Origin of the sequence: Pseudoalteromonas sp. H105 (assembly GCF_001469215.1) — a bacterium.
Taxonomy (GTDB): domain Bacteria; phylum Pseudomonadota; class Gammaproteobacteria; order Enterobacterales; family Alteromonadaceae; genus Pseudoalteromonas.
This window is the reverse complement of the sequence record NZ_LOFH01000003.1, coordinates 75,644-102,089: the sequence shown is the minus strand read 5'-3', so window position 1 is coordinate 102,089 and position 26,446 is coordinate 75,644. Positions and strand designations below refer to the sequence as shown.

Genomic DNA, 26,446 nt, shown 5'->3' with positions numbered 1-26,446 from the left:
GTTTTATTTATAATGACAGTATTACATTAAATGTGGATGAAAATCGGACATAGAATTACTACTGCGTCGCTTTACGCCCTTCCTAATGATAAGTTTCATGCTTTTCATGTTAACAGGCTGCGAGCGTGATGAACCTGAACAAATACCAACCAACATTACAATCAATAAAATAGCTACCGGTCCTTTAGGCACGTTAGAGCCGAACCAATCTGTTAAAACGTATTATGACGTTGAAATAATGGGTTTTAAAAATATTGATGTTGATGTGCATTTTTACCTTATTCATGCGCAAGAACTAAAAAATCAAAGCGAAACAGAAGTCGAAATTGAAGAAGTACACAAGGTTGGTGCATTAGAATTAAGCCAACTTTCTGAAGGTGTGCATAACCTTGAAACCACAATAACAATACCCAACACATTAATTGGCGGCCACTACCATATCATCGCTCAAATTGATCCACACGATAATCATGCGGAAGATATAGAAACAGATAATCATCCTTCGGTCGACCATGAGCCTTTTGCTAACGGTAACTTCCCATTCGCCGACGTCATGGTACGTGTTCTAGAATCTCACGACTATAAGCTAACGAGTGCCCAGTTTGGTCAACAAGCATTAATACTTGATATCCCTGAAAAAAACAATGGTACCAGTCATCATCACTCAGACTTGGTTGGGTATTTAGGAGCGGATTACGAAGGCATTGATCTGGGCCCAACAGAAATAAAAGCTGAAGTACTAATTGGCGGCAACTGGGAAACGACTCATTTCTGGAACGCACAAAACCAAACCTACCAAGATGTCATTGAGCACAACTTCACTGCTGGACTTCATGACGAGCACATAGGTTTTGATATTGCTCTTGAAGATGAATTAATCCAGCGCATTTACAATGATTACGATCCCGAACAAGAGCAAGCGTTGCAAGTGCGTTTTACACTAACTGACTTATCACAAAATACTGAAACTATCCTTGAAAATAACATTGCCGAGACCGCCATCCCATTGTATTTTTTCTCTGCGAGTGAGGAGGAAGAAACACAAAGTATTGCAAAGTATCAACCACAGGCCACATTGGGTTTAGCCAATGTTAAATTAGAAAGCACGTTCAATAAATTTTACGGCAATAACTCTAAATTTAGCGTGGGTGTAGACTTAAATGGTGAGCTTTTTATCGTACCTATTGGCGATATTGGTGGCCGAATAGTGGGCGAAGGAGCCGTGGAAGCCTATTTCTTCAATGCTAAGAATACACTCTTTAGTATTGCTTATGATGGCAGTGCTTATGTAAGCGGCAACAATACCGGCTACGCTTCGCAAATGATTATCTTCAACAATGTTGTTTTTGAAGATGAGCAATACGTCGCTAAATATGAAAAATCATGGGAAAAATCATGGGAAGAAGAGAAGATACTGGCTCAAGCACGCTTTACAATTGGCCCTATTCCTATGAACGTAGAGGCCGGGGTCAATGGCAGTCTTGGTTTTGAACTCACCGTTGGTTATAACGCAGAACTGTATGCAGAAGGAGACTTATTTCATGTCGACTTTGGTGCATTCGGGCGTGGCGGAATAAATTTAGGTCTTGTGTCTGCTGCCGTACAAGCGATCCTAACCTTGATAGATAACACTTTCTCTTTAGAGTCTAATGCAGGCTTTGCCTTAGCCAGTTCTGATAATGATAGACCACATATCTATTATGGTATTGATCTTAAAAATGACTTAGATGTCATTTCAGGTAAGTTTGGCTTATATGCTCAAACCGTTGGGATTAAATGGTGTAAAAAGTTTTTTATTCCTTACCCTTGCGGCAAGAAAACCACAAATTACGACTTATGGTTATACCAAACTAATAGCGTATATAACAAATCGTGGACTTTGTATTCTAAAGAGGACGAAATCGAACTGTGATCTCATTACATCGATTATTATTACAAACAGCGCCTTTATTGGCGCTGTTTAGCATTAATACGTTTGCCACCTGCCAGCCACAATTTAAGTTCGAGGTGGAATCCTCAACACACTTTAACTACAGTAAACTCAATCAGCCTGCACAACGCAGCGATATAAAAATTGAAGGTAAACTTTCTGTATCTGCCGTTAATAAAGGCGCAGCAAAAAACTGGTGGTCAATGCCACTGCCTAATTATGAGCGCCCATTTGCTTTTAAGCTTGATGAAAATGGCTTAATCTCTCAATTTTACTTTGCCGATGAAACAGACAGTCAATTGCAAGATCAGTTAAAGGGCCTTGCCTATTATTTACAGTATCAAAAAACGCTGTCAGAGCTAGAAAGTGAACATGATACTCTCGGCGAGTACACAGCGGTTTATCAACAAAAGGTAACGGCTGACAAACCTGTATTGCTGTTTTCAAAAAAAAATTATCAGCAAAAGAACACACAAAAGCTGGCTATCTTTTCTCACATTGACGTACTTTACTCAGAGCACGAAATAACACCATCAACATGTTTTTTAAATGATAGGCAAGGCAATGAAAAATTAAGAATGGTTGGCCAGGACCTAACGTTTGTATCGAATCAACAATTTAAAATAAATAAACTGGCGCACCCATTTAAGACCACTCTATTTACCATGCCTAACGATGTTTTACTGTGGCAGAGTAACCAAATCCCCCTAACTCAAGCTGAAAAGGAGCGCCTTCGAAAAGAACTTCTCGCCTTTATTACTCAGCAAGACATCACTCAAATAGATGCGCACACGTTGGCTATTTTGCTAAAAAAATATAATGCAGTCATTGGCGCACTTCGCGATGTTATTTTAACAAAAATGATCACTGATAAAGCCCAAATGCGACTTTTTAATGCTTTAGGGCAACTCGATACAGCAGCTAGTCAAACATTACTGAGCAACTTATTACAAAACACTGAAAAACAGCCGCAAATACAGTTCAGAGCACTTCGTGCACTAACCCAAGGAACTAATGTACTGTCACAACAAGCCACCGATACGCTACTGAGCATTTTAAATAATGGTTTTTTAAGTCAAGACTCCGAAGTAAGCTCCAGTTTTTATATGACTTTGGGTATTTTGCTTAATAATCGGCAAAATTCCGAACATTCTCAACAACTAAGCAATGCAATAGTAGAACACATCACATTAAGTGAAAATGACGATAAAAAAGCTGACTTAATCACCGCGTTAGGTAACAGCCGAAATGAAGAGCACGTGGCGTTAATTGACAGTTATCTAAATGACAGCAACCCGCGCATAGAAAAAGCCTCTATACGTGCTTTAGGGATGATACAAACACAAAGCGCCTATAGTAATCTTGAACAACACTTTAATCGTCACTCAGGGCGCAACACGAAAGCCATGGTTTCTGCATTAGGTAATTATCAAATGCAACCAAAAACTAGTGATGCAGTGTTAAATTTGGCAGTGAATAATACTGATGCACAAGTGCGCTATGCTTCAATAAATGCACTTGCTAAGCAACAAAATAACACAGGTATAAAACAGACATTAAGACAGGCGCTAAAAAATGAAAAATCTAAGCGCAATTTTACAGCTATCGTCGAGTTTTTACATGCAAAACCAAAAAATCTGCCTGATAAAAGCTAATAAAAGTGAGCATTTTAAAAGCATATAATCAATTGCTTATTAAACACTTTTAATAAATCATAACGACTAAGGTCACTTAAAACGCTAAGTGACCTTATAAAATAAAGAATATTAGTGCTGACTGAGTAGTGTTTTCGCCCAACCGTAATCAGGATTAATGTTAAGCGCTAGCTGCCAATCTTCTTTTGCTTGTGCTAATTCCCCTGACTGCATTTTTACAAGCCCACGCCATGTGTATGCTTCAGCAAAGCCCCAATGATAATTGGAATTTACGTCAGACTCATAAGCCAAAATAGCCTTATTAAATGCTTCTGCTGCCTCGGAAAGACTACCACCGAAGATAGCCGGCGAATTAAGTTTAGCGATACCCTTTACTAAATGCGCACGCGGATTATTAGGCGATAACGCTTCGGCATCAGCCAGCATTGCATTTGATTTTGATCCATAAAACATACCTTTCATTGGCTGAAGCGCTATTTTATAGCCGTAAACTTGAGCTAGTAATGCTTTTATCTCTGCATCATTTGGTTGAGCCTCTTCAAGGGCTTCAAGCAATGAAATTGCTTTATCATTCCACTTTATTGCTGGGTCAGATTCACCCGACAAATTCGAGCTTAATGCTAGGCGATAATAAGCCAATGCTTGATCGTACCCTTGAACTTGTTCAGCAATAATTTTCAACTCAATCATATCTAACTGGCCTGCTGCACGCTCTATTTGATCAATTTCATACTGTCCTGCAAAGGTGTTTGTACTTGCTAAAATTGTTAATGCAATACCGCATACTCTCATCATTGTTTTCATGTCGTTTCTCCGTTTAAGTGAAAGGTAATTATTGATGAAATCAAACAAATAATTGAGGGTCATTTGTCACCAATACTCAATGACAAAAGTCACCAGCTGCAATAAAGACTTTATTAAAAACGATGAATGACACTCCCCATGAGGTCAATGCAGTCGTTAGCCACCTATAACGTAAACCTATTAGGTAAAAAGTAACTCTCAAGCAAATGAGTTAACTATACTTTGTTGTTTAATTAAGAATAATGTATTACTTTAAATAATACCCTCGTCACTTAATTAAATTATGGCTATCAGTCATTAAGAAGCTAACTACAAATGAGCATTGCTAAACATAAGGAAGTATTAGCCGGGCTGTTGTTGGTCATTTTTACTGTACTTATACTTACTCTACAGTTTATAGGATTGGAGAAAACCTTATTCATCGATCTTAATGAAGAACAAACCATAATCGCCCGTGATGATAGGCCTTTTAACGGCTCTTCAATTGCTAAATTTACTCAAACAGAACAAGGTTTAGCCTTTTCGTGTCACGTAATCAAAGAAGCTTTTGCATGGCCATATTGTGAGTTAGTCATTGATATTAGGAATTTGAGTAACAACGCCTCACAGCAAGGTGTTGATTTATCGAGTTACGAAAAAATAGGCTTATGGATAAAGCATAATCACCCGGATCAACCCGGCACTCGGGTTGAATTGCATAACTTTAATGATGCCTACTCGGTTGATGGTGTTATTAATAGTCTTAAATACAATACGCTAGAGTTTTCAGAAAAACATGTGCCATACCCCACATGGATCAACTTTAATAATTTTTATGTGCCAACATGGTGGAATAGCACCCATGATTTAAGCCTAGAATATGGCGGCACCGATTTTTCAAATATTTATACTATTGCTATAACAACCGGGGGATTAGTGCAAGAAGGGCATTATCAATTTACCCTTGAGCGAATTGAAATAAAAGGAAAGTACTTTAAAACAGAAACGCTACTACTCACCTTAATTGCGTTATGGAGCTTAGCAGCTGGTTATTTTATTAATCGTTTTAGTACTGTGAATACTCACTTTGAAGTAGCCACCAAACAAAAACTGGAGTGGGAAAATAAAGCCACCAGTGATCCACTCACTTCAGCATTAAATCGAACTGGCCTTAGAAAATATTTTTCACAATTAGAAAGTAACGATCTAGTTAATTTTAGTATTATATTTCTTGATATTGATCACTTCAAACGTATCAACGACAACTATGGCCATAATGTAGGTGATGATATTTTAGTGCAGTTTTGTCACGTAATAAATTCAACCAGTCGTGCCGATGATGTACTGGCACGCTGGGGGGGTGAAGAGTTTTTATTACTGTGTCCAAATACTCCACTGAATCACGCTGTGCTCGTTGCTGAAAAAATCAGAGCAACTATTGAAGAGGCCTCCTGGCCTGACAATATCAAGCTAACATCTAGCCTAGGTGTGGCACAAATGAGGGATGAAGATCTAACAAGTTTTATCGGTCGCGCTGATCAAGCGCTCTACAGCGCCAAAAATTCTGGAAGGAATAAAACGGTCGTAGCGTAAGCTGTATGTTACTTTATGATTTACCCTGCACTTAAAAAAGAGTTAAAACCTTATTGGTAAATATAAGTAAAAAACGAGCAACGAGTTAATGAGCCTCAATCATTCAACGAGCTCTTCTTCAAGTAAATGAGTACGGTATGCCGAAGGGCTTTGCCCAACTATTTTTTTAAATGCGGTATTGAACGTCGATTTAGAGTTAAACCCTACCTCCAACGCGATAGTGATTATCAATTTATTCTTGTCTCTCAATGCCAGTTTCGCTTCTTCAACCCGAAAGCGGTTCACAAATTGAAAAAAGTTCGTTTTGAGATATTGAGAAAGCGTCTCTGAAATATGATTTTCAGTTTCACAAGTCGCTTCTGATAATTTGTTTAATGACAAACCATCTTGCAAAAATAGCTTGTCTTCGGCCATGACATGCTCAAGCTTTGCAGCAATCACCTGCATTTTTTCATCACTTAGTAATGCAGTCCGCGCCTGCTTTACACGAGGGACACCCTTTTCAGAAGCTGACAACACTTTTTGACTAAGTGCTTTATGTATAAACAGCGTTAAGGCAATAGTTTCTAAAATAGGCAACACAACCCCGCTACCAAACCATGCCCAGCCCAGCGCTCCCAAAGAGAACTCTATGGCATACATTAACCATGTCGCCCCCCAAATAACTAACACCGTGCTAAACCAGGCTAATGAACGTTGCTCAATCTCAGAGTAACGCTCTTTAAGTTGGGCAAGGTGAGCATGGTGCAGCTTAAATGCCATTACCAAAAACAAAGCTGTAAAGGCGATAAAAATAAAGGTCGCCACGAGACAAGTTGCAATGGCAATTTGCCAAAGTTCTGGATCTCTGGTGGCTGGCGTTGCCAGTGAGAGCTTTTCAGCAGGACTCAACATAAATATAAATGGCAGCATTGCCAGCACCACTAAAATAGGACCTGACAGTGCCAGTATAATATGACGTTTATTTATCGCTTTATCTGACGACATAGTTGCATGGGCATAAAAATATAGCGCAGGTCCGAGTAAAACCCGAAACGGAAACTGAGCCCCTGCAAGCGAAGGGGCATACACATATGCACCTGAAAAAATAAATAACTCACCCGCCAAATGAATGAGCAATAAAAATAATAAACCTGTTAAAAACAGATTTTGCCTTGCTTTGGGTCGATTAAATACATCTAACAAAGCAAACAGTGTCATACCCATCATGCAGGAGTAAATAATTGTTGGAAAAAGGTTTACCATGTTAATACCAGAAAAACACACAAAGACACTCAGAGTATAAAGTTAATTATTCTATGAATCTACGAATACAGAGTGTCGCATTTACGCATATCAACAGCCTAACTCTGCTTAGAAGCTTATTGGATCGCCCGACATCACCAGCAATAAGAAAGGTGTAAAACCAACCATGCCAACAATCATAAAGAGAGTAAGTACACACAACAAACCACTTGCTACGAACTTTAGTTGAGAGCTTGTTTTTCTTTTGGCATAAAAATATAACTGCAACATAGCTAAAGGCATTACAAAACAACCAAATGTCCAAAGTGGAAAAAACATATCACCAAAAGCAGGATTCAAGCCAAGAATACTGCCTGAAACCATATAACTAAATACCCCGACTCTTAAAATCCACTGCGCATTGGATACTAAGAACAACCGTAATGCCCACTCTCGATGATTCGCTATCTTTTTGTTAATAGCACACCGAACCGTAAAATAAGCAAAGGCCAGTATCAAAAAGCCGTTAATCGTGGTGCCTACTCCAGAAAGAGTGAGCGGTTTTGAGTCGCGGATCCACACCAAATAAAAACCAGAAAGCGCCAAGCAAAGCACCGTCGTTAAAAATACATAGCCATTTATTTTATGAAATCGTGGATACATATTACGCACCTTAGGTATCAACTGAAGTGCCCCACCAAAAGCGACAATACCCGCACCAATTGCATGAGCAGCAAACGCTAAATTACCTGAAAAATCCCCCGCATGAAAAGGTGTACTGCCCATAGGCTCCCACCGATTCCAAATTTGCATGTTATCGTTAATCACTGAAAATCCGTAAAACGACATAATGTAATAAAAGAAAAACCACTGCCCTACAAGCGTAGTGACGAACCAAAATACGGTTGTATATTTTAACGATTTATTTGCCAAGTCATTTGAGGGAGCCTTTTTAAATTGGGCATTTAACGTATTCTTATTGTACTGCGCGTTAGCACCTTCGCTTTGCATGGTATTCATAAAAAATCTCTTTTAGGACTGCGATATAGCAAATTATGCGTGCAAGAGCAGGTCTAAATCGTCCAAATGGGCCTATTTGGACGTATTTTTTCGATTATTTTACAAAATGTGCGCTTTTTGATTAGTTGAAATGAAGCAACCTGAGTAACTCGCTAAAATAGTTTTAGCGTTGGTAGTGCAAAATAAAGTGGGGTTATCATCGATAATGATGATTAAAACATGAATATATCGCGGTCTAAGGCCTATGAGTATATTGAGGGAGAAACTCCCCCAACAACACGTTAAAACACGTACATATTAGGTTACTTTACCCGCTTTGTTAAAACGTGGCTCGGTGTACAATCGCGTTTGCACAACATCAGTTAGTATCGTGACCGCATTTCCTATATCTTCGAACGAATTATAAAGAGGGGTGAAGCCAAAGCGTAAAATATTCGGCGCCCTAAAATCTGCAATAACGCCTTTTTCAATGAGTGCTTGGCAAATTGCAAAGGCATCATTGTGGGCAAAAGCCAACTGACTGCCTCTTTGTGTAGAGTCTTCAGTTGAACACAGGTACAAATCAACTAGGCATGACTGTGACCGTACCAATTTAATAAATAAATCAGCCAAGGCGATAGACTTCTCTCGTACGTGCAAAATACTGACGCCTTGCCACACGTCAAGTGCAGCATCTAAAGCACTCATCGCAATAACACTGGGAGTACCACATAAATATTGATTTACACTATCAGCGCCTTGGTACTGCGCATCAAATGCAAACGGTTTTGCGTGCCCCATCCAACCACTCAAAGGCTGTTTAACCGCAGCTTGATGACGCTTAGCCACATATAAAAATGCCGGAGAGCCCGGCCCGCCATTTAAATATTTGTATCCGCACCCTACAGCAAAATCAGCGTTACAATTATCCAGTTCTACAGGGAGTGCGCCCGCGCTGTGGGCTAAATCCCAAATAACTAAAATGCCTTTATCATGCGCCTGCTGAGTCAATGTGTGCATGTCCAGTAACTGACCTGTCCTAAAGTTTACTTGCGTTAAAAGCAACACAGCAACATCATCTGTTAAGCTTTGCGCAATCTGTTGCTCGGTGACAAGTTTAAGCTGACACAAATCCTCGCCTAATAAATCACTTAACCCTTGCACCATATACAAATCAGTTGGAAAGTTAGCCTCGGTGGACAGCACTACATTTCGCCCTGAATTTAACGACAAGGCACTGCTTAGTAATTTAAATAAATTAATCGAAATCGAATCACAGCACATTACTTGGCCAGGCGCGGCACCAATAATAGGGGCTATTTTTTCCCCTACTTGAGTAGGTAAGTCAATCCACTGGTGGTCATTCCAGCTTCTAATTAAATGTTCACCCCATTGCTGGCTAACAACCTCTGCCACGCGTGACTTAACCACCTTAGGTAAGGCGCCAAGGGAGTTTCCATCTAAGTAAACAGTATTCGCTGGTAACGCAAATTCAGCGCGTTTATGAGCGAGCGGATCGGCTTTATCTAGCGTGATAATGTCATCAAAATTCATTTATCGATTCCGTTTAATGTGTTGACCAGTGTTTTAAACGCATTAGACCCTGTGGGTGTATCCAATCAAAGTGCCCTGCACCTTCTAATATAACCACAGGACGATTTAGTTGCTCTAAGTTATGCGCTGGCACAATCACATCTTTGCCGCCCTGTAGAATAAAGCTATTGCTATGCAGCGGTTGTTCACTTGGGTTTGCGTGCGTATATTCAGCTGGCTTATCGTTTGGCATGCCTTGCATAAATTCTTTTGTCACTTTTTGGCAACTGTTTTTACCGTGCGCATAAGCTTTGATATCCGTAATGGGTGCAAGACCAATGACCCCTTTAAGCTCGCTCATTTGCCCACCTGCAAGCAGTGCTAAATGGCCACCCGCTGAATGCCCGACAACAACAGTATTACTTAAGTTAAACTCGCCATCGTTAAACGTGCTTGAGGCTAAAATGCCTTTTTTTATATCATCAAAAGTAACAGGCCACCCACCTCCGCTTTGGCCAGTTCGGCGATACTCTAAAGACCATACATTAAACCCTGCTTGCGCTAGCCCTGTACTTAATGCATAAGTGTGCTTTATATCGTAAGCACTTAGCCAGCATCCACCATGCAACAATACCACTAAAGGTCTACTCTTTTTTTGAGCTTTGTTAGCACGCCACAATAAGGCATATTGCGCGTCATTTATGCCGTAAGTCACTTTTTCATTGCTATCGACAAATCCAAGCGATGCCACTTTAGCGTATGCAACATTGTTCTCCACCACGGGAAATTCAACTGTATTTGTCATTGTACAGCCAATTGCAAGCAATGCACTTAGCAGTAAAAAAACAGTGTTTTTCACAATAAATATCCTTTTGTACACTTAAATAAACCTAAACGGTAGCCTGCACTTTGTTGATAGCGTTGAGCTAACGATTCATACGCACCTTATTCACAAAGGGGTGACTGAGGAGTAAAGATAAAGCCAACAGCATTTCCCAGTTAATCACGGTGCATCAAAGGAGTAAAGCGAGAAGCGTTAAGCACGTGGCCTAAGTTATCAATCCAAGTTGCAAGTAAAGCATTAGCTTTACGCTTTAAACCGCCTACGCGATTACAATTGTATTTTATTAATTCAGTGACCAGTCAGCCTACTTTTGCTATCACTGCGGCTATACCTTCGAGGAACATGAGTGTTTAACGCATTGCTTAACACTCTCTGTTTAAATGTATGTTTCATTGTAATTAGTCTATAAAGGTCACTAAAACGTTATGACAACAACCATGCTAAGCACATTAGAGCAAGTTTCTCTGCAACAGGCGCTTATCTGCAATAAGCACCAGATCAGTGATACCGTAAATATTAATAGTCCACCAACCAGTCGACAGCTAGCGTATAGCGATATAGCAGTCATGCTGTACCACTTCAGCTTGCCAGAAATCGCATGGCCGTCATTTTTAAAAACAGCCATCGCAAGAGCAACCGACGAATGCCAATGGTTAACAAAGGAGCTTATAAAATGCCAACAAGCTTACACAGCAAAGCCAAGCGATGCCTTGAGTATTGAACAAGGTGCATTCCTGTGCGGTATTTTTAGTGAAGAACTCGCTTATATTGAGCATTTATTAGCAACTGAACAATAAACAACTCAAAGGCTTAAAATGAGTATTCAGTATGCACTGAAATTTGCATATATTTATTTCACACAACAATGTAAGCGAAGTCTCGCTATTTTCATGATCACCTTAAGTTGGCATAAAGTTGCCATGAAAACCCAGTGGTATAGCATCAGGCAGCCACGCTCTGCAAACAGGGCCGTCACTCACTCTATTCGCTTTAAATATATTTACGCACGTTCGTTTTGAAGGCACATGCAACGCTGTACCTACTAGATATCCGCTCCCTTCCTTTTGTGATGAATCGACCACGACATGCTCTTCCACCAAATACTCCTTACCATATGTAAACCTATCCTGCTTGCCTGTGTGAGTATTAATAACCCGTACAGCATCACTCCAAACGTCGCTTTCAACCGAGGATAATGTAACTAAAGTATTATTTTTCAGTCCCGTTAAGTGGTTATAAATACGGGGAAACTCACTCACACCTGGGATTGTTTCTTTCGTCGTACGGCCATTTTTATATAACGTAAAAAACGTTGTTTTAGCTTGCTCTGGGTGACTGACTTTCCCTTTCATAACCTCGCTCATATAGTGCAAGTTATCTAAATTTGGATAAAGACTGGCATCAAAGCGAATATTACCTTGTTGATCTTCCCACGCATTTCCAAAGTGAAAAGCAAACCCGGGGTCAAGGTTATACTCTCTTTTTAAAGTCAGAGTCGCTTTATCAACAACAAGTACACGCAGGGGTACTTGTTCATCAAAACTTATCGCACCAAAAAATGTATCTTTCGTTTTGTCCTTGATAATCGAAGGTAAAATAATAAGCAAGTGCTTATGGGTGACTAAAAAGTCATGCAACATACCACCACGATAATTCGTTTTTAAAATATTCACTTTTTGTGTGGCCCCCAGCTTGTTCAAATGGTAAAGCACAATGTCACCGGTAACCGTGCTACCAAAATTCCAAATAGTGCCATCTGGATCGACCTTAGGGTGAGCTGAAAATGCCAACCCTTTTAAGCTGCTGCCGTAGTGGGTATTTTTACCCAAATCAATCACCCCTTTTGTGTTGAGTGTTTTAGGGTCAATTGCAGTTGCAGAGCCTGCTTCCCAAAGCGCCCATAACTCACCGTTAACAGGTAATACATTGGTATTAGCTGTATTAATGCTGTCAGGACCCGTAACAGAACGGCTATTTTTTAGCTTACTGTCTGGGCCTGAAAATAAAAACTTCCCCGCTTGCTGCTCTTTCTCAAACTTGGCTGTATTAATAAATTTAGCCCGATGAGTCACCCCTTGCTCTGTAAATGAAAACTGTTGCACCATGCCATCACCTTCAAACAAGTGCGTGTATCGTTGGCCTTGCCTTTGGTGTATTGCAGGTCCGTTTCTGTAAAATGAGCCTTTAAAATCCGCTGGTATTGCACCTTCTACCTTTAATACTTGTTCAGATATATTGTGCTTTAAACCAACAAAGCCCTGTAAATTCGGATTGGTCAATAAAGCCTTTTGGAATAGCTGTGCGTTTTGTTTTAGCACGCCCCCTTCTACTAACGATAAATTAGCAAAAGATGGTAACGGGGCAACCGCTGCTGCTATAGATAAGCTAAATATATTTTTGAGTGCTTCTCTGCGTTCCATTTTGCTTCCCTCAGTAGTTAATCGTTGAATATGTTTTAACTGGCTGTTGAGCAACTGTGAACGCCATTTCTTCATAGCTTGGTGGGCCAAATCTCACGATGGCGTTATTTGAAAAGCCATACCCTTCGACTGGGAGGCCAAATAAGTTCGTATCCATGCTGCCATTGTCATTTTCATCGTGAAAATAGCGAATGGCATAATCACCGGCTTCAATATCATTAAACGTGACGCTGATCGTGCCCTCTTTTGCTTTTACTATTGTGGCATTATAGGGCTTGCCGCTGTTGTAATCGTGTTCACCTTTAAACAATTGTATATATAGCTTTCCATCATTATGCTTAATCGATTGAATATCAAATTGCACCGTTTGTGCCGTTGCAGGTACAATTACCAATGCCAGTGTAATAGTTGAAAGCTGTAATAAGTTCATGGTATTTCCTAATACGTTAGATTGACTATGCCGAGTTGGCTCGTTGGAGTTACAATAGAGCGAGCTTTGAACGTCTTCAATATGGCTTTCGTGAGCTATACCGTAAACTTCGTAAAATAATAAGAAAACCCGGGGGTTCAATTGACGAATCGTGAAATAAACCATAATAATCAGTACTTAAGAAGTGGATTGAAAGTTAAAGACTTTCTATCTGACTGCTTAGTTGTCGCTATTTTTGTGCTTTTTTTAACGTTTCTGAAACCATTTGGTATGCATGAAATTAGTTTTTTATACAGCGGGGCCTTTTGGACGGTCATCTGTTTTAGTGGCTATGCAGTTTACTCTCCCACAATACAAATTTTATCCGCATGGTTATTGCACACCTTACCCCAACCTTTTAACAATGCAGCGGTTAGGCTTATTATTTCAACACTGGTGGCTAGTATGGTCATGGCGTTTTTAGCCCCCTTTATTATTAATTTCTTTTTTAACTCATTTGAGAATTATTGGCAGTCACTGCCCATGTCTTTTTTAGCGAGTGTATTTATTGGGGGAATCATTGCAGGTGTCAGCTCTATCAAGAGCATTTTGATACAACAACATAAACAGTCACAGCAAAGCGAACAGGCATTGACGAGTGAATCTGAAAGAGTCGTCACGATTCAAAATCAACAGGTAAACGAACTCATCAATGAATTACCACTAGAAAAAAGAGGCCGACTGATTTGCCTACAAATGGACGATCATTACTTAAATGTGGTGACTGATAAAGGCCAGCACCTGCTACTAATGCGGTTTAAAGATGCTTTATCAAAATTAGAGAATTATGATGGATTTCAAACACACCGATCATGGTGGGTATCACGTCAAGCCGTTGCTGCAAGCAAAAAAGAAGGCCGCAAACTAATACTGATTATGGAAAATAATTTAGAAGTGCCCGTATCACAAACCTATTTAGCACACGCCAAAGCCGCTTTAGATATTTAATTAACACCTTTAATTCAAAATTTAAAAAATAGTGCGATAAGATTTATACCTTCCCCATTTTAAAGTTGGCTAAGCCCCTTGTAAGTTTACTAACAAGCATATTGATGTGTTCAGATAAAACCATTCATACATAGGATTTAGCCCTGATGGATCGCCATTTATTTTTAGCGTTTAGGTTTAAAAAAGAAAGGGTAAATACAACCACCTCTTAAAACATAAATTTACAACTAAAAAAGAAATTTAGCTGTTTTTTTGAAAATAATAGTTAGGTTTTTCTATTTTTAGAGAGATTTAGATTTTTTATAAGACTTTTAGTGCTTAGTTTTTCATTATTTCACACTCATTAAAAAGGAAAACTAAATGAAACTAAACACATTAATAATCCCTCTCTTTTTATCAGTTAATAGCCCTGTGCTTTATGCAAACGAAAATACCAGTGATGTGATTGAACCCATCATGGTCACTATCCCGGCGGGCACGTTTCAGATGGGCGATATAGATAAAGAAGATGCCCAACCTGTTCATAAGGTAACGCTACCTGAGTTTAGCTTAGGAAAGTATGAAGTCACCGTCAGAGAGTTTCGTCACTTTATCCAAGCATCTGGCTATGAAGCTAATACTTTTCTTACCGTCGAATAGAGCGCTTCTAATTTAAAAGGCTTTTCTAGTACGTCTGAAATACCAACCGACTCTAGTTTTATAGACGCTGAGTTACTGTCGTAACCCGACGCTATTATAACTTTGCACTTGGGATTAATGTTTCTAATTTTTTTAAACGCCTCATCCCCACTCATAACAGGCATCGACATATCTAAAATAATAAGATCAATATTTTGGCTATGAGCCATATAAGTTTCAACACATTCTAGCCCATTCTGGGCACTAAGCACTTTATAACCCGATGCCGATAAAGCATTTTCAAGCATGTTTCTTAAATCGTCTTCATCATCTGCAATAAGAATGCATTGGTCACTCTTCGCAGCCTGCTTTGGGGCATTATTGCATTCAGTCACCCCCTCCTGTGCAAATTCATAACTAATAGGCAAATACACATAAAACGACGTGCCGATACCGAGCTGACTTTCTACCCCAATAACACCAGCATGTTTTTGCACCGTACCATAAACTGACGCAAGCCCCATCCCGGTACCCTTTCCAAGTTCTTTAGTAGTAAAAAAGGGTTCAAAAATCTTTGATATGTCTTGCTCCGATATACCTATGCCTTCATCCTTGAACGTAATTTTTATATACTCTTCAGATTCAGCTTGCTCAACCAAAGAAAGTGATGACTCTTCAATTTTATCGACATTTTGGCTCGAAATAGATAACTCACCGCCATCAGGCATCGCATGAGCCGCATTAATAGCTAAATTCAAAAAAGCACTTTGAATATGCGATTTATCACCAGTGACAATGTATTTATTAGCGTTTAACGTCGTTTGATAGGTAATTATTTTATCCGTCGAATGAGCAAGTAAGTCTATTGTATTTGTTAACTCACTGTGGATATCAACGGGTTCTAATATCAGCTTTTGCTTTCTTGAAAATGCCAGCATTTGCTTTGTTAAATCACTGGATCGCTCTGCTGCTGAAATGATTTTTGAAATATACGATCTCGCTTTATCACTGTGCATTTCAGCTTCAAGCAGTTGTGCATATCCCAAAATACTTGCTAGCTGATTATTAAAATCATGCGCGACTCCACCAGCAAGCTGACCAATTGCATCCATTTTTTCACGATGCAGCAACTGCAATTGCATGTCTTTTTGCTCAGATATGTCAGCCGAAACGACGGTTAAATAATCTAGCTCGTTTGTATCATTTTTAAAAATAGGAATAATATTATGGTGCAGCCATACCTCATTGCCTTTGCTATCGTGAGTAAAGGCATCAAAAGCAACACGCTGCTTACTCGACTTCACCTGTGCTAATTTTTGCTCCATTTGCTCTATGGCACTGTCGGGGAAAAACGCAAATGGATAGGGCTGCCCAAACCAATCATCATTGACTGGCAAGCTCAGCATGTTAAACCCATTTAGGTTCATAAACCTCAGCTTAAAATCTAAATCAATAATTTTATGACAGACTGGCGAATAATCTAATAATGCCTGATTACGCTTTTCTAACTGCACTATTTTATGCTCATCGGCCTTACGACTTGTTATGTCTATATTTGTGCCAACAACTCGAATAGGATTGCGTTGTGCATCAAATATAACGGTCGCATCCGCCTTAATAACGCGCACTGTTGTGTCAGGGCGGATAATACGAAACTCCATATCATAATTATAAATGCCCTTTACCGCGTTTTGTAAAGATAAAATGGCGTATGCCTTATCATCTGGGTGTAATGCCCTTTTCCATAAATCAACGGTGCTCAACGTAGCCTCTTTGTGGATACCGTAGATACTAAACATCAAATCATCCCAAACCAGCACATCGTTAACGATATCCCAGTCCCAAATAGCGACTTGGCTTGCTTTAATAGCTTCGGTCAATCTCAGATTGGCATCCTCAAGCGCAAGCTTGTGACTTTTAAGGGCTTCCACCGTTTCTACATGACTGGTGATGTCATAACAAGAACCGACATATCCTTGAAATACGCCATGTTCGTCAAAGTATGGCTTTCCATCATCTTTAATTACACCAAATGTACCATCGGCTTTTTTTAACCGATAGGTCATTGAAAATGGTTGACACGCGTCAAAAGCCGTTTCATAAATGTGTAAGCAACGTTGAAGGTCATCTTTATGTACCCCTTTAACCCAGCCAAAACCATATTCTTCTTCAAGTGTGTTGCCGGTATAACTCAGCCATGTGTCATTTAAATAAATGCACTCTTTTTGTGTATTCGATAACCGAATAAGCACTGAACTGCTGTCTGCAATAGCGATGGCTAAAAGAGGAGGAATATCTTTTCTTGTTAATTTTGGTGACATCGAGGCAACTCCATACTGCGCTTAATTTGCAAAGTAAATAAGCACAACATTTTAAGCCAAACTAATTATTGAGGCGTCTTAACAGTGCGAACTAAAAAGACTTAGGTAGCCTTAGTGTTTAGTATAAGGCTCTGTAAAAAGATAGGACACATTCATCTAACATACAAGCGGCCCGACACAGAGAAACAAAGAGTTGAACGGCCGTAATTTTAGTGACTACACAACAAGCACAGCTTGCTTTTTACCGAAGATGTTGCATAACACGGCACTTTATCGCCCGCGTTTACACGTTTTTGTTACGGGTGTACCGCACACATAAAAGCCGGTCACTTCGTTATGTACCGGCTTTTATAAGTACCTACGTCACACTTGTTTATAGCTCAGGCGCAAACTTTAACATGCGAGTTTGGTCTGTTAACTCAATATCAGTGAGTTCAAAGGGCGGGTTAGCTGTTCGAACAGAGGAAAATGGCATCATAAATTGACCATGCCCCTCGATCTGCTTAGCAACCTCTACCGTTGCCAGTTTTACCCTCTCCCCCTTACTGTCTGTTCCAGTCAGTGTCGCGCGAATAGCAAAGCGCCCAGCGTCAGTAACATCAACAGGAACCTGTGCTTGGAAGTGATTACGCCCTAAAGACATCACGCTAGCTTTACCCATCGTGATAGTATCAGCACTGTGTACAAACGGCATTTTTATAGAACGTTTTATTGTTTTACCACTTGCATTGGTTTTGATATTTGCCTCCAATTCATAATATCCTTTTGCGGCACCTATTGTTTCAAGCGGGTAAGTGAATACTGCCTCACCTTTTTCATAACGTACCTCGAGTTGCTCACCACTAGGGCTAAATAAAGCTAACTCTACATCACTATCTTTGATTTGTTTTTTCCCCATACTGAGGTTTATGCTCAAGCGCTGTTGTTGTTCTTTTAATTTAAACTGGGTTTTAGCACGCAACGCACTTCGCGACCCTTTTTCAATAACGTGCACCAAATATGTATCTTGATCACCGAGCGCTTGGCGTGTTTGTAGCATCGCTTTGCCGTTAACTTGCCCTAATTTGAGCCCAACACTACCATCTCTAAACCCTGCGTTTTGCATTTGCTCACGCGCAGCAATAGCCTGCATTGGCATTTGCCGCGCACTCTCATCACGAACTGAAAACATATCAACTTGCAATTGATGGGGTTTCATCACTTCGCCGCTATCAAAGCGTGCTTTAGGGGCAATACGAATAAAATGCTCCGCTTGATTAACAAACACGGGCACACCACGTTTTAGTTCTTTTCCGGTCACTCGCTGCCAATACTCCACACTGTCTTTTTCAAGGATCTGCAACGGCGCAGCTGACGCCGGCTGAACCTGAGGAAATTGATAAACTGTTTGCTCATTCGCATTTGCCGCAGCGTTCACAAGCATTATTGCAGCACATAACGTAGTTATTTTTTTAATCATTATCTAACTCCTAAATTCGATTTTTAAGCAGGTCTGGTAAGCCAAAGCAATTACGGCGGCTTTGTTGATGACTTAAAGGTTCACTGCCACGCGTTTGTGATTTGTCTTTAAACCACACCGAACCCGCTAACGACTGAGAGCTACAATTTAAAAAGCCATCAGAGCAACTGTCTAACCAATTTTGTGTGACTTCAAGTGCAACTTGGTTTTGATATCCGCCGCAATAGCTATCACTATCCCAAACGGCAGAATCAACATCACTCCCGACCACAGCTTCAAAACGAGAAGGTAAACTTGGACGATTCGGTGTGCCATATAGCCACTGCGCGTTATACGATGCCATCCAAGATACTTGCTGTTGTTTTACTGCATCACTGCCATAACCCAATAGCCAACCTAAGCTTTGCTCAAAAGAGTTACCCGCAACAACGGCATCAGCCAAAGGTGTACCACCACTTGAGGGAGCAAGCGCAATGGTGTGCGTTACTTTATTAATGATATTTGCATAGCGGCTATCAAACGTTGGGTTAGATAAGATCCACCGCACCACATTGCCACCATTAGAATGGGTAATGAGGGTTAGCTCTGTAATATTTTTATTATTGATAAATGAGGTGAGTTGCCCTGCTAAGCAGCCAGCAGCGCCATCGGCCCACATATATTGCTCAAAATCACAATTTATCACTGTGTAATTATTAGTGTTAGGCAAGCCTTGGCGTACAGTATTAACAAAGCTGCCCGTCCAATAGTCATTGTATGCATCGGTTTGTTCACCTGTACCATGCACAAATGCAATCCCTTGTTCGGCAAATGCGCCGTGGCTTAAGCCAGCTGCGAGTGTTAGAGCAGGCATTAATAAGCATGTTTTTATTTTCATGTGTATTCCTGTTGATTGTAGTTATCAGGTTGGAGGTGTGACCTCCGATCAGAAAGTAGACTACACAGGGTCAAACGCAAGGTTTGATTTACATTTATTTAACTTTGTATGCTTTTTCACTCCAAATCATTAGTTTTTTATATTAATAGGCATGGGTTAATGGTGAGCTTTAAAGTGCGTAGCAGTGATAAATTTAAAATAAGATGGCAAACAATAGTGACACTAAATAGTGCTTAAAGGGCTGGTGATGTGTATCCATTAACCACGGAATTACCATGTATGATCACTGAAAAAACGAGACAAATATAGGCACAAAACATAGCTTCAGGCTAAATAAAAGCGCGTAGTTACACCCGTCAATGTCATGACTAGGTTCGCAGCAGTATGTAAAATAAGCACACACCGCTCTTGAATCAAACGAGTAAAATCAACACTGATCAATTCTAATTAATAGTGCTTCTTTCGCTTTTGTTACTTTTTAAGCCAAGACTTAACCTTGCTCATGTGTGTACGACTGACTGGCACACAGGTTTGATTTGACATTTTCAATGCCCCTTCTCGGTTCTTTTTTTCTAATGAGTGAATATGGGCAGTATTGACCCAATAGCTTCTGTGAGTTTGTCCAAATGCAAGCTCTGGCGACAGTGAACTAATATCGTCTATGGCATCTTTGAGGTTGTATAAAATTAAGTGACTTCCTGATTCCAACACAACATTTAAATAATGTAACTCAGCTTTAAGGTAAATAAGCTCTGAAATAGCGTTAATGTTTGCCAATTGCAAAAATTGTTGCGCACGGCTTTGTGTCTCTTCATTTGTTGAAAGTTCAACGGCATTGTTGCTGACTGTCTCTGGGGTCACTGATTGTGTTAATGCCCCGCCAGTGTCACTGCTGCTACCTTGATGTGAACGCCCCCTCTCAGGTTGCTTCGTCGTGAAGTCCATATTTGGCGTGTTTGGTTGTTGCACTTCAGTTGCTTGTTTATGGGTGGACTCAATTTTAAATCCGAGGACCCAAGGCAAATTAATCGCAATCCATGATATCAGCGCGGGGGGAACCATATTTTGCCACTCTTCGATTAAGGCGCCAATGCTGTAAGGTGTTTCTTGCTCTATATACACATCAAAAAGGAGTGAAATTGGCACATAAAGTGTCACCGCAATTAATGCGCTAACAATCAGCTTAACAAAGTTATTTTGTTTACTAAGCACACCTCTCATTAATGTATGCGTGGTGATAAAAAAACCTAACGCTAAAAAAACCTGTCCTTGCCAAACAATAAAATTCAACCAAAAAGGCAGTATATTGTCGTCATCTGAGACGCTTAAAATACACGCTAAAACAAAGCCAACACACAGAAAATAGCGCCATGGGCTTATCGCACCAATCTGAAACTGCCCATCCATACAATAAACTGCCCATTCATACATAAATCAATATGTTAATTAAACCAGAAATCATTTAAGCCGTAAATTATTGTTATTAAATAACGCATACAAAGGATGCAAAAATGACATTTACTAAATCAACAATCGCCGTATTAGTGAGCTTAATATGTACACACACTTGGGCTCAAACAGACAACAATCAAAACGAGATGGAAAGCATTACCGTGGTGGCTCCTCAACCAGACGGCATTAAAATTAGTTCGAACAAATTATTAACGCTACCCGGTACAGGCAACGATCCACTCAAAGGTTTAGAAGCACTCCCTGGTGTTGTTTTAGCAACCCCTAATACTGGCGGCCCAGTAGCACAACCGGCTATTCGTGGCAGCTCAACTAACGACAACCTTTATCTAACAGATGGGTTAGAGATGGGGTATATTTTTCACAACGATGGTTTGAGTATTTATAACCCACTGCTTATTGAAAGCTTTGAGTTAAAAACAGGCGCATGGGCGAGCAACTATGCCAATGCAAATGGCGGGGTCATATTAACGCAATTAAGAGATCCAAGCCCTGACACGCCAACCAATGTAATTGACTTGAGCTTTTTTCGCAGTGGCTTTTTATATGAACAAGCGATTTCGCCAGATGCCGCATTCTACGTTTCATTTAGAGAGAGTTTAGTGCACACCTACGTTGATAACTTTATCGAAGACGAGGACTTTTCATTTTCAGTGCCACCACGTAACCGGGATTACCAAGCAAAACTAATCTGGGATATAGATAACAATAATGTGTTACGTGCAACCGCCAGTGGCGCAAAAGATTACATTGAAATTGAATTTGATGCTGACGGCCGCGACATTGGTAAAAACCCTGACTTAGCTTCTGGCGAACGATACCAAAGTTACTTTCATAGCCAAGCAATCAGTTGGCAATACACTGGCGACAACCTCGAGTCAATCAGCAGTGTCAATGTGTTAACACAAAACCAGCAAGAGCGAGAAGGTGACATTTTTCGCTGGGATGCTGATATCACAAAAATAATTGTAAAATCAGATAACCAATATATTGCTGATTCATTCACCCTCGATTTTGGTATTCAACTCAAACAAAGTGAGATTGATTACGTAAGCAGTGGTCGGTTATTGCCATGCAACACTGAATTTGAAGTGTGCCCACCCAGCTATTTCAACCCCACATTTTCGCAGCAAGGCTCGTTTACTGTAAGAGATTATCATGCCTATGCATCACTCATGGGAGACATTTCGCCTCGCTGGGATTACAACATTGGTTTGGCGTACCTCGCAACGGATAGCAATTCACAACGTTATTTAGAGCCTCGCGCACGTATAGGCTTTGATGTGACCGATAAGCATAAACTAAACATTAGCTACGGTGTTCATCACACACTGGTTGATGACTACCAATATTTAATTCCTCAATATGGCGAATCCACACTTGAAGCCAGTGAATCGACTCATTACACGTTGAGCCTAGACTCAAACCTTGGTCAAGGACTCGGGTTAAAAACAGAGCTATTTTACAAAAAGCTAGATAACTTAATCGTTGCGAACCCTGATGCACAAAAGCGACGTTTAACACAGAATGTGGCTGGCGCACCAACATTTGATGATGTCGCCAGTGGTGAATCGTACGGTATAGAGCTGCTGCTAAATAAGCAGTTATCAGAAGATTGGTATGGCTGGGCAAGCATTGCCTACAGTAAAACAGAGCGCGACAACCCATTAACCAATCAGCAATTTAACTCTGAGTTTGATTTACCTTGGGTTGCAAACCTTGTGCTGGATTATAAATGGAACGAAAATTGGCAAATTGGCGCGAAATGGCGTTTTCAAAGCGGGCGACGTTATACTCAGGTGCAATCTGCGACTCCCTATACTGAAACTAATAATCAACCCCTCTTTTATATACCTCAATACGGCGAGTTTAATGCTGAGCAATGGGGAAACTATCACAGGCTTGATCTTCGCGCAGACTATCAAACCCAAGTATTTGGTCTCGAATCGACTATTTATATCGAAGTGCTTAACGTTTACGGCTCAAAAACGGTGCAAGAACTTGAGTACAACATAGATTACAGTGATTTTGAAAAAGACTATCAATTTCCTGATATGCCGCTGCCTTCAATCGGGATTACGTTAAACTTTTAAGCACATACAATGAAGGCCGGTTAGTAATTAACCGGCCCCTTCAAACATGAGGGCTCACTCAATAAAACAACCCCAAGAGCAACATCATTGTGGTCATTTGAATATTTAGAAGGGCCACCTCTTCTAGAACTGCCCCGTTAGCGTTAAAGAAAACCGAGGGGCGCGTTCATTTGCACGCTGCTCTTGCCTTAAGTACTGGCTTTGCGTAAACAACCCTGTATGGCGCGCTTTATTGACGGTGTATCGATCATTAAGAAGATTATCACCTTTGAAGCGCAGCTTTAAATGCTGCGAAATTTGATAATCAATAAAGGCATTTGCGGTGATTTTAGTATCAACATTGCCCTGATAGTCATAATAGTAAAACGTATAACGACTTTTATCTTCGAGTGTTAAACTCATCGATAGTCCAGGTAAAATTTCGTTCTGGTTTAATTTTACCTGCCAAGCGTTTTTACTTACTCGCTCGATAGGCGCTTTCTCTGCGGTAAAAGGATGAATTACTTCGCTATCTCGCCACGTATAATTGGCACTGACCAAGGTGTTATTTAGTCCAAACGCTTCTAATCCAAAATATGTATCAAACTCAACACCGTACTCTGTTGCGCTATCGATATTACCGTCGCCAGAGCGCTTAGCCAATAAGACCTCATTAATTAAATCACTTATTTTATGGTAATAAGGCGTCACAATAAAACTACCTTCGGTTGATTGCCATTGCTTTTCAAATGCAACAGAGAACTCATCACGCACTTCAGGTTTTAAATCAGGGTTGGCTTCTTCAAGGCGAGATTCATAACTATCAAACCATGGCACAAAATCTTTAAGGTCAAGTTGACTGACTGTTCGTTGGTAATTGAAACGCACCTGATAAATATCATTCAAATCATAGCGCAGATTTAAACGGGGTTTGAGGTAGTTAAATGTACGCGATGTGTCACTGTTTACGTGCTGTAAGGTATTGGCTGTTACGGATAGGTCTGTTGCGACGTCAATCGTCGATCGTTCATATATTAAGGACGATTGTAGGTTTAACGTCGGTGAAATCGCAAAATTATAATTACTAAACCCTTCATAACGCGTTTCTTTAATATCATTTAATTCGGTCGAATGATAAGCAGACCCCGCTTGACGAATAAACTGTAAATTTTCATCTAACTGATTTATTGCCACCTCAAAGCCAGAATCAAACGTATGACTTTTGTTGAGCTTAAAGCGCCAATTAGTGCGCAGTACATTTTCTTTTGAGGTATAAATGCGTGGTAGCTGGTAATTTGGTTTAAATACTGCGCCATCTTGCGATACACGGTGCCAAATTTTGTCATCTGAATCTGCTTGATTACTAATAAATAACAACTTCAACTGATGAGCATCATTATAATCATGGGTAATATCACCGCTTACCTCCCACTTGTCTCTGCCCCAATCATACTCCAACTCTTTGCTTTGCAGTGTGTCTGAGGTTAAAAATTCACTGTTGTTGGCCGTAAGTGCATCAACGTTGATTTTTTCATAAATGGCAGTAAGTTGCATTGCGGTTTTATCTGAATATACATATTCTAACTTGGCAGATAACTGGCTCTCTTTGTAAATGTTCTCGCGTAGACGAACATTTGTTTGCGTATCAACATCCGCAGGAGAGGTAAACTGCTCTTGTGAGCTTATTTCAGCCGGATTAACAGCATGGTTTAAGCCTATTCTGTATTTTAAATTGCCTTTACTCGCACTGTAAGTCAAAGAGCCTGTGGTATGTGCCTTGATATTCGCTGTTTTAACCGTGCCTAACGTCCAAAGAATCGATGAATCTATGTCTTGTTTCAGTACCACATTAATCACTAATCCATTACTTTGCACATCTAAATCAGAGCGCGTCCCGCGAATCAGTTCGATGTATTCTACGTCCTTCGCTTGAATACTATTGAGCTCCTTCTCAAGGCTATTCTCTTTACCCGACATCCGCTTACTGTTTATCAAAATTTGATCGCCGGACGATCCAAAACCACGATTGTTTGATGTGCTGTTCATTTTGCTTAAAAGGCTATTTGCACCAGGGGTATTTTCTAGAATGTCATATAACGTTTGTGGCTCCAACGCCATAAAGGTACTTGCTTCATACCGCTCAATATTGGCAATAGATTCATTCGCAGCACTGGTGGTAGAAAAACCAAGTAGCATACTTGAACCGCCAATCAACACGGCGGATAAAATAGCATGCTGCAACGCAGAGCGTTTATATAATACATTTGGCTGAGTAACGCGGTGTGTCATTGTTAAGTCCCTGTCATTAAATTAGGGTTATCTTAATCAACCGGCACATCCTCAAATAGGCACAAAAGGTAAAACTAACGCAGCGAAAGTTTTACAAAACTTTGCATTTGAAGGGATAAAAGGGTGATATAGTCCAGCTAGGATAAGTAAAGGATTTAAAACAATAATATGAATATTAAACCCACACTGCTCATCATCGAAGATGAACCGAGTATTTTGCGTGGCCTTACGGATCTATTTGTATTTCATGGTTTTGATGTTGAAAGTGAAATGGACGGAAAAAAAGGACTCATCCGCGCGCTAGAAAAACAATACAGTTGTATTCTTTTAGATGTCATGCTGCCATCAATGAATGGTTTTGAGATATGCAACGCCATTAGACAGCAATCTCAGGTGCAACCAATTTTAATGTTAACAGCAAAAAATACTGAGGAAGATATTATCAATGGCCTCACCTTGGGCGCTGATGATTATTTGGCAAAACCGTTTTCAACGTCTGAATTGGTGTTACGAGTCACCGCTTTAATCAGGCGGTCAGGTTTGTCTAGCACTAACAACACACTCAACATTAGCAAGCATGTGAGTATTTGCCTGCAAAAATTAACCGGCACTTCTCATCAACAAGCCATGCGTTATACGCGTCGCGAAGTGAATATTTTAACCTACTTAAATCAACAAAAAGCCCCCGTATCACGCGATGAGCTATTAAGAGAGGTATGGGGATATAAATCAACTGACTGCCTAGACACCCGCACGGTAGATATTCATATCGCTAAAATAAGAAAAAAAATTGAACGCGACCCGAAGACACCTGAGCACCTCGTTACGTTAAGAGGCGAAGGGTATCAGCTTTTTAGCGGCCAATTGTAATATGAAACCCTTTTTTTTAAATAAACGACTAGTAAATTACCAGCAACGCGTTAACCGCCTGCGCTGCTTTAC

Annotated in this window: 19 protein-coding genes and 1 pseudogene; 8 read left to right on the top strand and 12 right to left on the bottom strand. The window is 40.2% G+C overall.

Going from position 1 to position 26,446, the window contains the following annotated elements:
* The first annotated feature begins 97 nt into the window (after nt 1-97).
* Together ATS75_RS06610 and ATS75_RS06605 are read left to right on the top strand one after the other, a co-directional pair.
* The gene (locus ATS75_RS06610) at nt 98-1,912 is read left to right on the top strand and encodes a hypothetical protein (protein ID WP_235591146.1); all 1,815 of its coding nucleotides are present in this window, start codon (nt 98-100) and stop codon (nt 1,910-1,912) included.
* Complete coding sequence (locus ATS75_RS06605) at nt 1,909-3,585, top strand: HEAT repeat domain-containing protein (protein ID WP_058559662.1); 1,677 nt, start codon at nt 1,909-1,911, stop codon at nt 3,583-3,585. Before ATS75_RS06610 ends, ATS75_RS06605 begins: the two co-directional genes overlap by 4 nt.
* A 111-nt stretch (nt 3,586-3,696) precedes the next feature.
* On the opposite strand, the gene ATS75_RS06600 is transcribed toward ATS75_RS06605, so the two are convergent.
* A complete protein-coding gene (locus ATS75_RS06600; RefSeq protein ID WP_058559661.1) occupies nt 3,697-4,389 on the bottom strand; it encodes a tetratricopeptide repeat protein in 693 nt (230 codons plus the stop codon).
* 315 nt (nt 4,390-4,704) lie between these two features.
* On the opposite strand from ATS75_RS06600, the gene ATS75_RS06595 reads away from it, so the two are divergent.
* A complete protein-coding gene (locus ATS75_RS06595; protein WP_058559660.1) occupies nt 4,705-5,961 on the top strand; it encodes a GGDEF domain-containing protein in 1,257 nt (418 codons plus the stop codon).
* Between the two features lie 99 nt (nt 5,962-6,060).
* Here the strand turns inward: ATS75_RS06595 and ATS75_RS06590 are convergent, their stop codons facing one another.
* The 4 genes and pseudogenes from ATS75_RS06590 to ATS75_RS06575 form a co-directional block, all read right to left on the bottom strand.
* Nucleotides 6,061-7,206: a helix-turn-helix domain-containing protein gene (locus ATS75_RS06590; RefSeq protein ID WP_058559659.1), complete on the bottom strand. Its 1,146-nt coding sequence runs from the start codon at nt 7,204-7,206 to the stop codon at nt 6,061-6,063.
* Between the two features lie 108 nt (nt 7,207-7,314).
* On the bottom strand, nt 7,315-8,205 hold the full coding sequence (locus ATS75_RS06585; protein WP_058559658.1) for a DUF2306 domain-containing protein: 891 nt from the start codon (nt 8,203-8,205) through the stop codon (nt 7,315-7,317).
* A 297-nt stretch (nt 8,206-8,502) separates the two neighbouring features.
* Nucleotides 8,503-9,738 (bottom strand): kynureninase, encoded by a 1,236-nt coding sequence (gene kynU / locus ATS75_RS06580; RefSeq protein ID WP_058559657.1) that lies wholly within the window; start codon nt 9,736-9,738, stop codon nt 8,503-8,505.
* Nucleotides 9,735-10,576, bottom strand: a pseudogene (locus ATS75_RS06575) (alpha/beta hydrolase family protein). Before ATS75_RS06575 ends, kynU begins: the two are co-directional and overlap by 4 nt.
* 410 nt (nt 10,577-10,986) lie before the next feature.
* Between ATS75_RS06575 and ATS75_RS06570 the strand changes: the two are divergent.
* Nucleotides 10,987-11,358, top strand: a complete 372-nt coding sequence (locus ATS75_RS06570; protein ID WP_058559656.1) for a hypothetical protein — start codon at nt 10,987-10,989, stop codon at nt 11,356-11,358.
* A gap of 102 nt (nt 11,359-11,460) precedes the next feature.
* On the opposite strand, the gene ATS75_RS06565 is transcribed toward ATS75_RS06570, so the two are convergent.
* Both ATS75_RS06565 and ATS75_RS06560 read right to left on the bottom strand, forming a co-directional pair.
* A complete protein-coding gene (locus ATS75_RS06565; protein WP_058559655.1) occupies nt 11,461-12,981 on the bottom strand; it encodes a carotenoid oxygenase family protein in 1,521 nt (506 codons plus the stop codon).
* Between the two features lie 10 nt (nt 12,982-12,991).
* Nucleotides 12,992-13,411 (bottom strand): DUF2141 domain-containing protein, encoded by a 420-nt coding sequence (locus tag ATS75_RS06560; protein WP_058559654.1) that lies wholly within the window; start codon nt 13,409-13,411, stop codon nt 12,992-12,994.
* Nucleotides 13,412-13,552: 141 nt separating this feature from the next.
* Between ATS75_RS06560 and ATS75_RS06555 the strand changes: the two genes are divergently transcribed.
* Both ATS75_RS06555 and ATS75_RS06550 read left to right on the top strand, forming a co-directional pair.
* A complete protein-coding gene (locus ATS75_RS06555; RefSeq protein ID WP_152996195.1) occupies nt 13,553-14,398 on the top strand; it encodes a LytTR family DNA-binding domain-containing protein in 846 nt (281 codons plus the stop codon).
* 360 nt (nt 14,399-14,758) lie between these two features.
* Nucleotides 14,759-15,037: a formylglycine-generating enzyme family protein gene (locus tag ATS75_RS06550; protein WP_058559652.1), complete on the top strand. Its 279-nt coding sequence runs from the start codon at nt 14,759-14,761 to the stop codon at nt 15,035-15,037.
* Here ATS75_RS06550 and ATS75_RS06545 read toward each other — a convergent pair.
* The 4 genes from ATS75_RS06545 to ATS75_RS06530 form a co-directional block, all read right to left on the bottom strand.
* The gene (locus ATS75_RS06545) at nt 15,004-17,337 is read right to left on the bottom strand and encodes a PAS domain-containing protein (protein WP_058559651.1); all 2,334 of its coding nucleotides are present in this window, start codon (nt 17,335-17,337) and stop codon (nt 15,004-15,006) included. The genes ATS75_RS06550 and ATS75_RS06545 overlap by 34 nt on opposite strands.
* A gap of 373 nt (nt 17,338-17,710) precedes the next feature.
* Nucleotides 17,711-18,796, bottom strand: a complete 1,086-nt coding sequence (locus ATS75_RS06540) for a DUF4785 domain-containing protein (RefSeq protein WP_058559650.1) — start codon at nt 18,794-18,796, stop codon at nt 17,711-17,713.
* Between the two features lie 10 nt (nt 18,797-18,806).
* Nucleotides 18,807-19,673 carry a hypothetical protein gene (locus ATS75_RS06535; protein WP_152996194.1) on the bottom strand — a complete coding sequence of 289 codons (867 nt, stop codon included), beginning with the start codon at nt 19,671-19,673 and terminating at the stop codon, nt 18,807-18,809.
* Between the two features lie 471 nt (nt 19,674-20,144).
* Nucleotides 20,145-21,080 carry a LytTR family DNA-binding domain-containing protein gene (locus ATS75_RS06530; protein ID WP_058559649.1) on the bottom strand — a complete coding sequence of 312 codons (936 nt, stop codon included), beginning with the start codon at nt 21,078-21,080 and terminating at the stop codon, nt 20,145-20,147.
* 104 nt (nt 21,081-21,184) lie between these two features.
* Between ATS75_RS06530 and ATS75_RS06525 the strand changes: the two genes are divergently transcribed.
* Nucleotides 21,185-23,236 carry a TonB-dependent receptor plug domain-containing protein gene (locus tag ATS75_RS06525; protein ID WP_058559648.1) on the top strand — a complete coding sequence of 684 codons (2,052 nt, stop codon included), beginning with the start codon at nt 21,185-21,187 and terminating at the stop codon, nt 23,234-23,236.
* Nucleotides 23,237-23,359: 123 nt separating this feature from the next.
* Here the strand turns inward: ATS75_RS06525 and ATS75_RS06520 are convergent, their stop codons facing one another.
* Entirely contained in the window at nt 23,360-25,504 is a 2,145-nt protein-coding gene (locus ATS75_RS06520; RefSeq protein ID WP_058559647.1) for a TonB-dependent receptor plug domain-containing protein, read from the bottom strand.
* A 168-nt stretch (nt 25,505-25,672) separates the two neighbouring features.
* On the opposite strand from ATS75_RS06520, the gene ATS75_RS06515 reads away from it, so the two are divergent.
* Nucleotides 25,673-26,374, top strand: a complete 702-nt coding sequence (locus tag ATS75_RS06515; RefSeq protein ID WP_058559646.1) for a response regulator transcription factor — start codon at nt 25,673-25,675, stop codon at nt 26,372-26,374.
* Nucleotides 26,375-26,446 lie beyond the last annotated feature (72 nt).

Excerpts from the sequence above, each read along its gene's own strand:
- ATS75_RS06560 (WP_058559654.1), bottom strand. The coding sequence starts at position 13,411 with ATGAACTTATTACAGCTTTCAACTATTACACTGGCATTGGTAATTGTA.
- ATS75_RS06585 (WP_058559658.1), bottom strand. The coding sequence starts at position 8,205 with ATGAATACCATGCAAAGCGAAGGTGCTAACGCGCAGTACAATAAGAAT.
- ATS75_RS06550 (WP_058559652.1), top strand. The coding sequence starts at position 14,759 with ATGAAACTAAACACATTAATAATCCCTCTCTTTTTATCAGTTAATAGC.
- ATS75_RS06600 (WP_058559661.1), bottom strand. The coding sequence starts at position 4,389 with ATGAAAACAATGATGAGAGTATGCGGTATTGCATTAACAATTTTAGCA.
- ATS75_RS06565 (WP_058559655.1), bottom strand. The coding sequence starts at position 12,981 with ATGGAACGCAGAGAAGCACTCAAAAATATATTTAGCTTATCTATAGCA.
- ATS75_RS06530 (WP_058559649.1), bottom strand. The coding sequence starts at position 21,080 with ATGGATGGGCAGTTTCAGATTGGTGCGATAAGCCCATGGCGCTATTTT.
- kynU (WP_058559657.1), bottom strand. The coding sequence starts at position 9,738 with ATGAATTTTGATGACATTATCACGCTAGATAAAGCCGATCCGCTCGCT.
- ATS75_RS06595 (WP_058559660.1), top strand. The coding sequence starts at position 4,705 with ATGAGCATTGCTAAACATAAGGAAGTATTAGCCGGGCTGTTGTTGGTC.
- ATS75_RS06525 (WP_058559648.1), top strand. The coding sequence starts at position 21,185 with ATGACATTTACTAAATCAACAATCGCCGTATTAGTGAGCTTAATATGT.
- ATS75_RS06545 (WP_058559651.1), bottom strand. The coding sequence starts at position 17,337 with ATGTCACCAAAATTAACAAGAAAAGATATTCCTCCTCTTTTAGCCATC.
- ATS75_RS06540 (WP_058559650.1), bottom strand. The coding sequence starts at position 18,796 with ATGATTAAAAAAATAACTACGTTATGTGCTGCAATAATGCTTGTGAAC.
- ATS75_RS06610 (WP_235591146.1), top strand. The coding sequence starts at position 98 with ATGCTTTTCATGTTAACAGGCTGCGAGCGTGATGAACCTGAACAAATA.
- ATS75_RS06520 (WP_058559647.1), bottom strand. The coding sequence starts at position 25,504 with ATGACACACCGCGTTACTCAGCCAAATGTATTATATAAACGCTCTGCG.
- ATS75_RS06570 (WP_058559656.1), top strand. The coding sequence starts at position 10,987 with ATGACAACAACCATGCTAAGCACATTAGAGCAAGTTTCTCTGCAACAG.
- ATS75_RS06515 (WP_058559646.1), top strand. The coding sequence starts at position 25,673 with ATGAATATTAAACCCACACTGCTCATCATCGAAGATGAACCGAGTATT.
- ATS75_RS06590 (WP_058559659.1), bottom strand. The coding sequence starts at position 7,206 with ATGGTAAACCTTTTTCCAACAATTATTTACTCCTGCATGATGGGTATG.
- ATS75_RS06535 (WP_152996194.1), bottom strand. The coding sequence starts at position 19,673 with ATGAAAATAAAAACATGCTTATTAATGCCTGCTCTAACACTCGCAGCT.